This is a genomic window from Actinomycetota bacterium (assembly GCA_040881665.1).
GTDB lineage: Bacteria > Actinomycetota > UBA4738 > UBA4738 > HRBIN12 > JBBDWR01.
In genome coordinates, this window is the sequence record JBBECT010000004.1 from 190,107 (window position 1) to 203,021 (window position 12,915).

The 12,915-nt window shown below is 70.0% G+C and carries 14 protein-coding genes; 5 read left to right on the forward strand and 9 right to left on the reverse strand.

Annotated features, from left to right (window positions below; all coding sequences use genetic code 11):
* Window positions 1-4: 4 nt before the first annotated feature.
* Window positions 5-1,282 (reverse strand): molybdenum cofactor synthesis domain-containing protein, encoded by a 1,278-nt coding sequence (locus WEF05_01865; GenBank protein MEX1100647.1) that lies wholly within the window; start codon window positions 1,280-1,282, stop codon window positions 5-7.
* A 136-nt stretch (window positions 1,283-1,418) separates the two neighbouring features.
* On the opposite strand from WEF05_01865, the gene WEF05_01870 reads away from it, so the two are divergent.
* Complete coding sequence (locus WEF05_01870) at window positions 1,419-1,682, forward strand: DUF6457 domain-containing protein (GenBank protein MEX1100648.1); 264 nt, start codon at window positions 1,419-1,421, stop codon at window positions 1,680-1,682.
* 121 nt (window positions 1,683-1,803) lie between these two features.
* The gene (gene moaA, locus WEF05_01875) at window positions 1,804-2,829 is read left to right on the forward strand and encodes a GTP 3',8-cyclase MoaA (GenBank protein MEX1100649.1); all 1,026 of its coding nucleotides are present in this window, start codon (window positions 1,804-1,806) and stop codon (window positions 2,827-2,829) included.
* Window positions 2,830-3,073: 244 nt separating this feature from the next.
* On the opposite strand, the gene WEF05_01880 is transcribed toward moaA, so the two are convergent.
* Entirely contained in the window at window positions 3,074-5,026 is a 1,953-nt protein-coding gene (locus WEF05_01880) for a prolyl oligopeptidase family serine peptidase (GenBank protein ID MEX1100650.1), read from the reverse strand.
* A 15-nt stretch (window positions 5,027-5,041) separates the two neighbouring features.
* Complete coding sequence (locus WEF05_01885; GenBank protein MEX1100651.1) at window positions 5,042-5,905, reverse strand: HemK/PrmC family methyltransferase; 864 nt, start codon at window positions 5,903-5,905, stop codon at window positions 5,042-5,044.
* Between the two features lie 58 nt (window positions 5,906-5,963).
* Between WEF05_01885 and WEF05_01890 the strand changes: the two genes are divergently transcribed.
* Complete coding sequence (locus tag WEF05_01890) at window positions 5,964-6,374, forward strand: co-chaperone GroES (GenBank protein MEX1100652.1); 411 nt, start codon at window positions 5,964-5,966, stop codon at window positions 6,372-6,374.
* A gap of 48 nt (window positions 6,375-6,422) precedes the next feature.
* On the opposite strand, the gene WEF05_01895 is transcribed toward WEF05_01890, so the two are convergent.
* Together WEF05_01895 and WEF05_01900 are read right to left on the reverse strand one after the other, a co-directional pair.
* The gene (locus WEF05_01895) at window positions 6,423-6,827 is read right to left on the reverse strand and encodes a secondary thiamine-phosphate synthase enzyme YjbQ (protein ID MEX1100653.1); all 405 of its coding nucleotides are present in this window, start codon (window positions 6,825-6,827) and stop codon (window positions 6,423-6,425) included.
* Complete coding sequence (locus tag WEF05_01900) at window positions 6,824-7,429, reverse strand: hypothetical protein (protein MEX1100654.1); 606 nt, start codon at window positions 7,427-7,429, stop codon at window positions 6,824-6,826. The genes WEF05_01895 and WEF05_01900 overlap by 4 nt, the downstream gene beginning before the upstream one ends.
* A gap of 225 nt (window positions 7,430-7,654) precedes the next feature.
* Here WEF05_01900 and WEF05_01905 point away from each other — a divergent pair, with 225 nt between their 5' ends.
* Complete coding sequence (locus WEF05_01905; protein ID MEX1100655.1) at window positions 7,655-8,176, forward strand: hypothetical protein; 522 nt, start codon at window positions 7,655-7,657, stop codon at window positions 8,174-8,176.
* A gap of 31 nt (window positions 8,177-8,207) precedes the next feature.
* On the opposite strand, the gene WEF05_01910 is transcribed toward WEF05_01905, so the two are convergent.
* Window positions 8,208-8,444: a hypothetical protein gene (locus WEF05_01910; GenBank protein MEX1100656.1), complete on the reverse strand. Its 237-nt coding sequence runs from the start codon at window positions 8,442-8,444 to the stop codon at window positions 8,208-8,210.
* A 54-nt stretch (window positions 8,445-8,498) separates the two neighbouring features.
* On the opposite strand from WEF05_01910, the gene WEF05_01915 reads away from it, so the two are divergent.
* Window positions 8,499-9,854: an NlpC/P60 family protein gene (locus WEF05_01915; GenBank protein ID MEX1100657.1), complete on the forward strand. Its 1,356-nt coding sequence runs from the start codon at window positions 8,499-8,501 to the stop codon at window positions 9,852-9,854.
* Here WEF05_01915 and WEF05_01920 read toward each other — a convergent pair.
* The 3 genes from WEF05_01920 to groL form a co-directional block, all read right to left on the reverse strand.
* Window positions 9,847-10,251 (reverse strand): thioesterase family protein, encoded by a 405-nt coding sequence (locus WEF05_01920; GenBank protein MEX1100658.1) that lies wholly within the window; start codon window positions 10,249-10,251, stop codon window positions 9,847-9,849. The genes WEF05_01915 and WEF05_01920 overlap by 8 nt on opposite strands.
* Window positions 10,252-10,308: 57 nt before the next feature.
* Window positions 10,309-11,133, reverse strand: coding sequence for an ATP-dependent sacrificial sulfur transferase LarE (gene larE / locus WEF05_01925; protein ID MEX1100659.1), 825 nt, complete (start codon window positions 11,131-11,133; stop codon window positions 10,309-10,311).
* 139 nt (window positions 11,134-11,272) lie between these two features.
* Window positions 11,273-12,898: a chaperonin GroEL gene (groL, locus tag WEF05_01930; GenBank protein MEX1100660.1), complete on the reverse strand. Its 1,626-nt coding sequence runs from the start codon at window positions 12,896-12,898 to the stop codon at window positions 11,273-11,275.
* Window positions 12,899-12,915: the final 17 nt, after the last annotated feature.

Sequence of the window (12,915 nt, forward strand, 5' to 3'; positions counted from 1 at the left end):
CGCCTCATCGATCGAGCCAGCCGCCGTCCTTGCCGTGACGATCGGCGACCAGCCCCGCCGCTATCGACAGCGCGATCTCCGCCGGATCCCGGCCGCCGAGATCGAGCCCGAGCGGGCTGCGGATCCTCGCCAGATCCGCGTCGGACAGGCCACGAGCGCGGAGCTCGTCGACGTAGTGCGCGACGTGGCGACGGCTTCCCATAACGCCGACGAACGGGGTCCCCGCCCGCAACCACGCCTCGAGGGCATCGGCGATGCCGGGAGCGTCGTGATCGGTGAACACGACCGCCCCGGGGACATGCGTCGCCCGCTCGCCGGGAACCAGCTCCTCGAGCATCTCGTCGAACACCGCGCTGTCTCCACCCGCGACGCGCTCGGTTCGCGGCTCGACCAGCACCGTGCGCATCCCGAGCGTGCTGGCGGCCGCGGCGAGGAGGCGCGCGACATCGGTGGCGGAGACGATCGCGAGCAGCGGAGCATCCGGGTGCGGCTCGAGGTAGACCTCGATCGTTCCGAGGTCGTGCTCGTAGGTGCGCGTCTGCGGCCTGCCGGTGTCGGCGACCTCCGTCGCGTCGGCGACCCCGGCCGCGTCGAACTCCGCGCAGCCGAGCGTCCCGCGCACCTCACCGTCCGGGACGATCCTCATCGTGTTCCCCACCACGCAAGGCGGCGAGCCGTGGATCCGAACCGCCTTCGCCTCGACCCACGACCGGCCGGCGATGCCGGGAGCAGGGGCGGCAGCTCCTGCGACGCCGGTTCCGATGTCCGATCGTTCCGGAGCCTCGTCGTGTCCCGTCGGGTGCGCTCCGCTCGACCCGGCCAGGAGTTGCACGGCATGCGGCACGACCGGCAGGATCGCCTCGAGCCCTTCACGAACCGCCTTCGGGCTCCCAGGGAGGTTCACGATCAGGGTGACGCCCGCGGCCCCAGCCACCGAGCGTGACAGCGCGGCGCGCGGCGTATGCGCGAGCCCCACCGCGCGCATCAACTCCGCCAGACCGGGCGCCTCCCGCTCGATCACCGCGCGCGTCGCCTCTGGCGTGACGTCGCGCGGACCGAACCCCGTTCCTCCCGTCGTGACGACGAGCGGCACGGCTTCGGCGACGAGCCGCCGAAGCAGCTCTTCGATCCGCGGGCGTTCGTCGGCGACGACCTCTCGGACGGCGATGACGAAGCCGGCGGCCGTCAGCAGAGACGCAGCGAGATCGCCCGATCCGTCCGCACGGGTTCCGTGTGTGACACCGTCCGAGACGGTCACGACGGCGGCTCGCGCGGTGCTCATGGTGTCCATCATCCCACCCCCGGCGGACGGCCCTCGTGGCGGGCGGCGCAGGCCGTCTCGGGGATACCTGTAGCGTGCTGTGGGGTGGATGCATTCGATCGGCGTTCTCGACCCTCACACACACAGGAGCCACGACATGACCGACGCATGGATCCGACGTCTCGCCGAGACCCTCGGCGTCGACCCACCCTCTGGCGACGAGACAGAAGCGCTGCTGTCGTCGGCACGCGACGTCGCCCACGGTGTCGAGCGGCGCATCACCCCGGTCTCGACCTTCGTCCTCGGCGCGGCCGTCGAGCGGCGGATCGGCGGGGGGATGTCGCGCGAGCAGGCCTTCCGCGAATCCCTGGACGTCATGGGGACGCTGATCCCGGATCCCGAACCGGGCGACACTCCGTAGCCACGTCGCCCATGGCCATCCGGCCCGGTCCGGACCGTTCCGAGAGATAGGTCTACGCTGGAGCGGACGGACCCGGGGGCCGATCGCCCCGCGGAACGAACCGACCCTCCCAAGGAGCACCGTGACGAGCTGGGAACCGCCGAGCGACCCCGCACCGACCTCCGGACCGCTCGTCGACGGGTTCGGGCGCGTCGCCGACGACCTGCGGGTGTCGGTCACCGATCGTTGCAACTTCCGGTGCACCTACTGCATGCCGGCCGAGGGCCTCGCCTGGCTCCCCAAGCACGAGATCCTTACCTTCGAGGAACTCACCCGCGTGCTCGGGATCTTCGTCAGCCTCGGCGTGGGATCGATCAAGGTGACGGGAGGGGAGCCGCTCGTCCGGGCCGACCTGCCGACCCTCGTCGGGATGTTCCGCTCCGTGGGACCCGACCTGGACATCTCGCTGACGACCAACGGCGTGCTGCTCGAGCGCCACGCCGCGGCGCTCGCCGACGCCGGTATCGATCGCGCGACGGTCTCGGTCGACTCCCTGCTCCGCCACCGGTTCCAGGAGATGACGCGCCGGGACGCCCTCGACACCGTCCTCGCGGGACTCCGCGCCGCGGAACGGGCGGAACTCACCCCGATCAAGATCAACTGCGTCGTGATCGGCGGAACGAACGACGACGAGGTCGTTCCCTTCGCTCGCTGGGCCCGCGAGACCGGCTATGAGGTCCGGTTCATCGAATACATGCCCCTCGACGCCCAGCACGCATGGGAGCGGGAGAAGGTCGTGGCGTCGGCGACCGTGCGAGAGCGGATCCACGCCGTGTTCCCGCTCGAGTCCTCGGGTCACGGACCCGAGCCCGCGACCACCTATCGGTTCGCCGACGGCGCCCCCGGTGCGGTCGGCGTGATCGGATCGGTCACCGAGCCGTTCTGCGACACGTGCAACCGGCTGCGCCTGACCGCCGAGGGACAGGTGCGCTCGTGCCTGTTCGCCCTCGAGGAGACGGACCTGCGCGGACCGATGCGCGCGGGAGCGAGCGATGCCGAGCTCGAGGGGCTGATCCGAGCTGCCGTCTGGCGCAAGTGGCCGGGACACCGGATCGACCACCCCGACTTCGTGCAACCGGCCCGCAGCATGTCGATGATCGGCGGCTAAGCCCCGGCTCGAGAGGTTCATCCCGCCGGTTCGGGACCGATGCCTCGCGTTCACCCCCCGGACACGTCCCACCTTTAGCGTAGTGATCGCCGAAAGGCACGCGCCCTCTGAGCGGGGAGCCGGACCGTCACCGGCTCCCCGCCCCCCTTCCGACGGAGACCTCCCGCATCTGCGCTCTCCATGGCGTCGCATCCCCCCACGGTATCGCCCGAGAGGCGGGGGAAGCTGGGTGCTCCCGCCGCGGTCAGTCCGGCGGGTTCTCGATCGGGAGCGGCTCGAGGTCTCCGGCCGGGACGAACCCCATGATCTGCGCGTAGAACGACAGCTCGGCCTCGAGCGCCTGCCGGATGTGCTCGGACGATCGGAAGCCGTGCTGTTCCCCGCGGAACAACAGGTACGCGTGCGGCAGCCCCTTGGACCGCAGGGCGGCCACGAGCTCCTCGGCCTGGGCGGGGGGCACCACCTGGTCTTCGTCCCCCTGCAGGACGAGCAACGGCGTCTCGAGGCGGTCCGTCGCATGGATCGGCGATCGCTCGCGGTAGCGGTCGATCGCCTCCGGGTAAGGACCGATCAGCCCGTCCAGGTACCGGGACTCGAACTTGTGGGTGTCCCGCGCGAGCGCCTCCGCGTCCGCCACCCCGAAGTAGCTCGCGCCTGCCGCGAAGACACCGCTGTGGAAGGTCAACGCGCACAGGGTCGTGTATCCACCGGCACTGCCGCCCCGGATCGCCATCCGGCGGCCGTCCACGTCCCCACGGCCGGCGAGGAAGCGCGCGGCCGCGATGCAGTCCTCCGTGTCGACGATGCCCCAGGCGCCCTCGAGGAGCCCGCGATAGGCCCGACCGTAGCCGGAGCTCCCGCCGTAGTTCACGTCGACCACGGCGAATCCACGGGTGGTCCAGAACTGCTTGCGCAGATCGAACGCGGCGACCGCGTGATCGGTCGGGCCGCCGTGGCTCATCACGATCAGGGGTGGCCGCTCCCCTGCCGGGGCGATGGCATCGGGGTTGCGGGGCGGAGAGAACAACGCATGCGCCGTGCGGCCGGCGGCGCTCGGGTACGCGAACGGCTCCGGCTCGGAGATCCAGGACGGATCGAGGGACAGGGCGTCGGTTTCCCGCAGTACCTCGACCGAGCGCGAGGCGAAGTCGATCGAGACCACCGACACGGGGATCGCGGGACCGCCTGCGAGCACCGCGATCGTCATCCCCTCGGCATCCAGATCCGGAGGCGCGAACGTGGTGAACGGCAGATCCATGTCGAGCATCTCGCCGGCGCCCGGATCCAGCAGCGCGAGGTGACCGACCGTGTCCCGTTCGTAGATCACTGCGATGCGGCCGTCGTCGAGGAAGCCGAAGTTCGCGGAGCCGAACTCCCAGGGCGGGGACGCGAACTCAGCGTCGGCCGGGTGGAGCGCAACGAGCTCGTCGTCCTCACCCACCCGGTAGAGGTTCCACCAACCGCTGCGATCCGAGACGACGTGCAACGCCCCCGTCGGGCTCCAGACGGGTTGCAGGATCGACTCTTCCGCGCCGCCCGCCACACGTCGCTCGCCCCGCGTCGCTCCGTCGGGAGCGAGGTCGGCGACCCAGAGCTCGGTGCCGTCCCAGGGCATCTGGGGCGTGTTCCAGCGGATCCATGTCAGCCGTGAGCCGTCCGGGCTCGGCCGCGGTGCGGCGAAGAAGTCCGCTCCCTCGGCGACGATCGACGGGGCCTCGGAGCCGTCGGCGGGCAGACGGACGAGCTCGTTCACGACGGTGCCGTCGGTCTCGTGGCGCTCGCGGACGCAGACGGCGAACCCGCCCCCCGGGAGGAAGCGGCCGTCCGCATAGCGGTGGCAGCCTCCGGTGTCCGGCGTGATCGGTTCCGGCGAGGAGCCCACGGCGTCCTGCCGGTAGAGGCGTTGGTCGGCGAGGTTCGCGAACACCACGACGCCCTCGCGAACCCAGAACGCTCCGCCCCCGTACTCGTGCACGCGTGTCCGAACGTTGAACCCCTCGGGTGTCACATCAACGGGCTCGGCGAACGGCGCCGCGCGCATCAGGACGTTCCGACCACCTTCGGCCGGCCGGAGCTCGGTCCACAGGGTGGCGCCGCCGTCGAGCCACACCGCACCGAGCCCGCGGCGTCCTTCGGCCACCGTCGCGGCCGACACCGGGGAGGCCCAGGTGCCGTAGCCGCCGACGGTGGGAGGCATCTCAGTCCCCGGGGCTCACGTTGCCGCCCGCCCCACGACGACCCGCGTCACGCCCATGCCGCCTTTCGTGCTGCGGACGTCGGCGAACCCCTCGGAGCGCAAGATGCTCGCGACCGAGCGGGCGCGGTCGGGCGCGATCTCCACGCAGACCCAGCCGCCCTTGCAGAGCCAGTCCCACGCCTCATCCGCCATCCTCTCGACGAAACCGAGGCCGTCGTCGCTGTGGTCGGTGAGCGTGTGCACGGGCTCGAAGTTCTTGATCTCGTCCGGAAGGTGTTCGAGCTCGCCCTCCGCAACGTAGGGGGGGTGGACGGTGATCACGTCGACCACCCCGTGCAATCGAGCGGGCACTCCACCGAACAGATCGCCCTGCACGAAGTCGACGTCGAGCCCGAGCTTGCGGGCGTTCCGCCGACCGAGCTTGATCGCGTCGGCCGCCAGGTCGGTTCCGGTCACGTCGGCTCCACCCACCTCGTTCGCGATCGCCAACGCAACCGCTCCCGACCCGCAGGCAAGGTCGATCGACACCGGATCGCCCCGCCGGCGCAGTCGCCGGATCGCCTGCTCCGCCAGGAACTCCGTCGAATCGCGTGGAACGAACACGCCCGGCCTCGCGTCGACCCACAGATCCCGGAATTCGCTCTCGCCGAGGATGTACGGAACCGGCTCGCCGGTCGCACGACGCTGCACGAGGCGTACGAACCGGCGCCGGGCCGGAGCCGGGATCTGGTCGTCGGGGTCCGGCTCGGAGTGGCCCATCACCCACGTGAGGAGCTCCTCCGCCTCGATCCGGTCCCGGTCGGCCTGCCAATGGTCGAGCGCTTCGGACGCTTTCAACGTCGCGACCGCGTTCGTGAGCAGTTCTTCTGCGTTCGTCACGGCGCGCATCCTATCCATCCGTTCCGACCGTGACGGGGCCCGTCGGTACACTGACGGGGTGACCAGCGGTTCAGCTCCCGTCGGCAGCACTCCCGAACCGCGCCCCGCGTCCCTGCGCCGTGCCTCATCGCGCACGATCGGCGCGCCCGCCACCTCGGCGCCCCAGGTGCGGCTCACGGGCGACCGCATCGTGGTGGAGCACCCGGACAGCGGCGAGCGGACATCCCGCGGCGGACTGCTGATCCCCGCGACCGCCCAGCCCGCCCCGAAACGGTGCATCTGGTCGGAGGTGCGACTGGTGGGACCGGACGTGCGGGGGCTCAACCCGGGTGACCGGATCCTGTTCCTCCCGCAGGCCGGCCTCGAGATCGAGCTGGACGGCGAGGAATACCTGTTGCTGCGCGAGCGCGACGTGCAGGCCGTCGCGGCCGCCGATCCCGGGGGACACGAGCCCGGGCAGTACCTCTAGCCGCTGGCTGCTCGTCGCGGCGCCCTCACTCGCGGTCGCGCGACACGGTCACCCCTCGAGGAACGAGAGCCGGATCAGGCGAACGTCGTTCTCTCGGTTCGGATCGACCAGCACGACGCTCTGCCACGTTCCGAGCACGACCTCTCCGCCCTCCACCACCAGGACGAGGGAAGGAGCAACGACCGCCGGCATGAGGTGGTCGCCACCGTGCCCGACCGACCCGTGCCGGTGTGCGTAGCGATCGTCGCGCGGGAGCAGCCGCTCCACGAACGCCTCCAGGTCCCGCTCGGAGCCGGCACCCACCTCGATCAACGCCAGGCCCGCCGTCGCGTGTGGCACGAACACGTGGACGAGCCCGTCCGCGTCACGATCCCTCACGAAGGCTCGGATCCGCCCGGTCAGGTCCGTGACGACGCGACCGCGCGTGTCGACCTCGAACGTGTCGGTGATCACGACGGGGGCTCCCGTCCCCCGTCGGGGTCCTCGCGGCGACGCGGCAGCGCAGAGGGAGGCGGCACATCGACGACGACGGTGGAGCTCGGTGGCGCGGGCCCTCGGGCGGGAGGTCGTCTCCTTCCCGCGGCGGCGAGCCACGCCGCAGCCGCGGCGCACAGACCGCCCGCGACCACCAGGTACAGGCCGGTTCCGCCGCTGACCTCGACCACACCGAATCGGCGTGCCTGCTCGACGATCGCCCGCGCCTGCTCGACGGACACCCCCTCGACCTCGGCGGTCCGTTCGGCCAGCGCATCCTCGCCGATCGACGCGCGGTCGGCGACGGCCACGGTGCCGAGGACGACCGCGACGATCCCGGCGGCCGCGAGGAGGGCGATCGGGATCCGACCACCAACCATCGCCACGATCCCGATCCCGAGCGTCGCCACACCGCACACGAACGTGACGATCCCGTACCAGGTCGCGATCCCGGTGAGCGAGAGCGACAGGGGGACGGCCTCGACCGAGACCCACCCGAGACACGAGCCCACGAGGAGCATCCCGGCCGCGACGAGAACGAGCACGGGCGTGATCGTGGTGTCCCGACCCGTGCCGCTCACTCGCCCCCTCCCCTCGTCAGGTGACCGGCGCTCGGATCCGAGCCGCCGGTCGGCGCGGCGAGTGTTCCATGGGAAGCATGCCGGGACCACCTTCGATCATGGGCGACGCCTACCTGCATCGGCACTCTGTGCTCGACCGAAATGCTGTAAGCGTGTAATCTTCGGGTAACGGATCGTTGGGCGCGCCGAGGGCGCCCGGCTGGGGACGCGCCCGGAGGGAGACGGATGGGTAACGACGAGACGACGAGGGAACTCCTGGGCTGGTTCGCCGGACGGGTTCCCGACGGATGGTTCACGGGGGCTCCGGACGTGGCTGTCGACCGGGACGAGATCCTGGTGACGGGCACCCTCTCGGAACCCGACCTCCCGGGCGACGCCGGTGACGAGACGACGACCGCCGCACGTTTCGCCCGGATCGAGGGCTTCCGCGAGGACACCCGGACGCTCCGCATGCGGATCGCTGACGAGGCGCAGGCGCGCTTCGGGAGAAAGGTCTCGTGGGGAGCGCGGTGCGGAGATCGCACACTGCTGTTCACCACGGTGTCCGTTCCGGCGATGACGCGGCTGCGGATGCCCCAGCGGAAGGTGCTCGACACGCTCGTCGAGGCAGGAGTCGCACGGAGCCGGAGTCATGCGCTCGCGTGGTGCGTCGCGCTGGTTGCCGAGCGGCAGGAGGACTGGCTCGCAGACCTCCGTCAGGCCCTCACGGAGGTCCAGAAGGTGCGATCCGAGGGCCCCTCGGACTGACCAGCGATCGGTCGCTCGCGCCGGCGCCGGGTCAGGCGTTCGGCCCAGCGGGCGGTTCCGGAACACGCCGCAGCGCCACGATCATGTTGACGGCGCTCGATACGAGGACATGGTCGCCGGCCGCCAGGTCTTCGGGGATGCTCTCGGATCCGAGACGAGCCGTCTCGACACGACGATCCGGGAACGTGACCGTGACATCGACGTACCCGACCCCGTGCACGTCCCAGGGCTTCACCTCGAGCACGATCGCCTCTGCCTCTCCGAGCACCGAGGCAGCCTACCCCAGGTTGCCGCGAGGACCTGGGTTGCTAGGGTGGGTCGGGTGCGGTTCACGCTCCACGCCCGGCTCAAGTCCGCGTCCGTGAGCGCCGAGGCACTCCAGATGGGGCCTCCGCAGACTCCACGGTTCCGTCGACCCCTGCGACGCGCGCTGCATCTCGCCGCGTTCGCGCTCGCCGCCCTCGTCGCGACGGGAGTGTTCACACCCGGGGTCGCATCGGCCGGCGGGTTCGACCTCACGGCGGGCGACGAAGGATCCGGACCGCCTGCGCCGGTTTCGGTGGTCGATCCGTCCGTCTACGCGCGAGGCTCGCGCATCGAGTGGGCAGACGTCCGATCGGGATACTGGGCTCGGACGGCGATCGACTACGTCGGGAAGCACAACAACTGGATGCGTGACTACCCGGAACAACGCAACGGGGAGACGCCCTTCAAGCCGAACAAGCTCGAACCACGGAAGCTGTTCCTGCGCGCGGCGGTTCGCGCGTTCGCACCCGACGAGAGACCGGACCCCGACATCGTCTTCGACGACCTCCCGAAGAGCTCGAACCTCTGGGACTTCGCCAGCGTCGCGGTCAAGCTCGGGTGGATCGAACGCTCCGGCGGGAAGATCCGTCCCGACGACGCCGTTTCGATGCAGGTCGTGCATCAGGTGCTCACGACCGCGCTGGGACTGCGCGGCCCGGTCAACGGCATCGACCGGCTCGAGACCGCGAACGGGATCGGGTTCAAGACGACCAAGTACACCGGCTCGACCTTGATCGGGATGCGGATCGGCCTGCGGTACAACCATGGCAACGAGCGCGACGACGTGACGCCGAAGAGCAAGCTTCCCCGGTCGGAGGTCGCGTGGTCGCTCTACCGAGCCGCGACCGTCGCGTCGTGGACGCTGGACGCGATGGACGTGTACACGAACCTCACCCTGCCGTCGATGAGCGCCGAGCGGGCGAAGATCGTGCGGTGGGGGCTGCGGTACGCGGGCTATCCCTACATCTGGGGCGGCGAGTGGCACCGTCGCACGCGCTCGGGCTACTGCTGCGGAGCTCAGCCCACGGGTGGGTTCGACTGCTCCGGGCTCACTTGGTGGGTGATCAAGCGATCCGGATCTGGCTGGGATCCCACGCCCCCGCGCAGCTACCGCGGCTGGGACCTCGCACAGCGTTCCTCCGCGGACATGGCGCGCGCCACTCGCAATCGGGTCGGCTGGAAGAACAAGAAGGTCGGCGACCTCTTGCTCTACGACGGCAACCGAGACGGCACCGTCGACCACGTGAACGTGTACGCGGGCAAAGGTTTCGCCGTCGACTCGTCGAGCAGCGCGGGGGGCGTGTCGCTGATGTGGGTCGGCAATGGCTGGTACCGCGATCACTTCAAGTACGCGCGACGCGTCGTCAAGTAGCGTCCTGCTCGAGCACGGCCTCGAGCACCTCACGCTCGTGATCGGTCAAGGGACGCGATGTGCTCCTCTCGGGGTCGCGCGGAACGATCACGGCCTCGGCCTCCGCAGAGAGTGAGCCGTCGGTCTTGCGGATCTGTTCCCTTGTGCGGATGCTCGACGTTCCGATGCCGGCGATCCGGCACGTCACGACGACCTCGTCGTCATCCTGCGTGAGCTGCTCGCGGTAGTCGATCCCGACATGGGCGAGCACGAAGTCCCACACATCGGCGATCTCGCCCAGGGTCCGCTGCGCCCACGCGTCGCGGCACTCCTCGAGGTAGTTCAGATAGACCGCGTTGTTCACGTGGCCGTAGGCGTCCATGTCGCGCCAGCGGATCTTGATCCGTTCTGAATGCACGTCGTCGATCCCTCCCGATCCGTACCGGTTCTGCAGCGGCGAAGCGGCCCGTGGAGCCTACGTGTCGTCGCGCGCGGTCGCGTGCATGCTGCCGGACCGGAAGCCCTCGAGATCGAGCGTGACGAAGGCGTACCCGAGGGAACGCAGCCGCTCGACGACCTCGGTTCGGATCGCCGGATCGGTCAGCCGGGCGAGTTCGTCGGGCTCGACCTCGATCCGGGCCAGATCTCCGTGGACACGCACGCGGCACTGCCGGAAGCCGAGATCCTTCAACGTGCGTTCGGCCCGCCCGACGCGCGTCAGCTCTCCCACCGTGATCTGCTGCCCGAACGCGACGCGGGACGAGAGGCACGCAGACGAGGGCTTGTCCCAGGTCGGGATGTCGAACTCGAGCGCCGCTGCACGCACGTCCGCCTTCGTGAATCCCGCTTCGACGAGCGGATGGCGGACCCCGTGCTCGGAGGCGGCGCGCAGCCCGGGCCGCACATCACCGAGATCGTCGACGTTGGCGCCCGACACGACGACGGGCAGGCCCTCCTGATCCGCGATTCGCGCGAGGACGCCGTACAGCTCGTCCTTGCAGTGGTAGCAGCGGTCGGCGCCGTTCTCGAGGTAGCCCGGCTTGGACATCTCGTCGGTGCGCACCATGCGATGCCGGATACCCTGCGCCGAGGCGACCTTGCGGGCCTCGCTCAGCTCACCGGGAGGGAGCGACGCGGACACGCCGGTCACCGCGAGCGCCCGGTCGCCGAGGACCCGCGCGGCGACGGCCGCGACGAGGGTCGAGTCGATCCCCCCGGAGAAGGCGACCACCACCCCCCCGGTCCCCGACAGGACCGTCCCCAGATCGGCGATCCGGGCCGCGTTCAGGGTGGCGCTCATCGGCCGACATGCTCCCACGTCGCCCGCGAGGTGCCCGGCCCCGACACACGAACGGGGCCCGGTTTCCCGGGCCCCGTTCGTGTGGAGAGAGGGGGGCTCCACCCCGCATTCGCGGTGGAGGCCCCGGTGGTTCAACCCCTCAGAAATCCATCCCTCCGGCACCGTCGGGCATCGCCGGGGCCGCGGGAGCCTTCTCGGGCCGATCCGCGATGACCGCCTCGGTGGTGAGGAACAGCGCCGCGATCGAGGCCGCGTTCTGCAGCGCCGAGCGCGTCACCTTCGTCGGGTCGATCACGCCGAACTTCAGCATGTCGCCGTACTCACCGGTCGCCGCGTTCAGCCCCTGACCGGGGTCGAGCGCCCGGATCTTCTCGACGATCACGCCGCCTTCGAGACCGGCGTTGTGCGCGATCTGCTTGAGCGGCTCCTCGAGAGCCCGGTGCACGATCTTCGCGCCGGTCGCCTCGTCGCCCTCGAGATCGAGCTTGTCGAGTGCGGTCTGGGCGTTCAGCAACGCGACGCCGCCCCCGGGGACGATGCCCTCCTCGACGGCCGCCTTCGTGGACTGCACGGCGTCCTCGATCCGGTGCTTCTTCTCCTTCAGCTCGACCTCGGTGGCCGCACCGACCTTGATCACGGCGACACCGCCCGACAGCTTCGCGAGCCGCTCCTGGAGCTTCTCGCGGTCGTAGTCGGAGTCGGTCTTGTCGATCTCGGCCTTGATCTGGTTCACACGGCCGGTGATGTCCTCCTGCTTGCCGCCACCCTCGACGATCGTGGTCTCGTCCTTCGTGACGACGATCTTGCGAGCGGTGCCGAGCAGGTCGAGCGTGGTGTTCTCGAGCTTGAGGCCGATCTCCTCGGAGATCACCTCGGCGCCCGTGAGGATCGCGATGTCCTTCAGCATCGCCTTGCGGCGGTCGCCGAAGCCCGGCGCCTTCACCGCGACGCTGCGGAAGGTCCCACGGATCTTGTTCACCACGAGCGTGGCCAGGGCCTCACCCTCGATGTCTTCGGCGAGGATCACGAGCGCCTTGCCCGACTGGCTCACCTTCTCGAGCACCGGGAGCATGTCCTTCACGGCGGAGATCTTCTGGTTCACGATCACGATGTAGGGGTCGTCGAGCACCGCCTCCATCCGCTCCGGGTCGGTGACGAAGTACGGCGAGATGAACCCCTTGTCGAAGCGCATACCCTCGACGAGCTCGAGCTCCATGCCGAAGGTGTTCGACTCCTCGACCGTGATCACGCCGTCCTTGCCGACCTTGTCGACCGCCTCGGCGATCTTCGCGCCGATCTCGGAGTCGGCCGCGGAGATCGCTCCGACGTTGGCGATCTCCTCCTTGCCCTCGACCTCCTTGGACAGGTTCTTGATCGACTCGACGGCGCGCTCGGTCGCGAGCTCGATCCCCCGCTTGATCGAGGTCGGGCTTGCCCCGGCCGCCACGTTGCGCAGACCCTCCTTCACGATGGCCTGGGCGAGCACCGTCGCGGTGGTCGTGCCGTCGCCTGCGACGTCGTCGGTCTTCTTCGCGACTTCCTTCACCAGCTCGGCGCCCACTCTCTCGAGCGGGTCGTCGAGGTCGATCTCCTTCGCGATCGACACGCCGTCGTTCGTGATCGTCGGCGCCCCCCACTTCTTCTCGAGGACCACGTTGCGGCCCTTCGGGCCGAGCGTGATCTTCACGGCGTTCGCGAGCTGATCCATGCCGCTCTCGAGCGCGCGCCGTGCCTCCTCGTCGTAAGAGATGATCTTCGCGGCCATCCCGTCCTCCTCTGTCG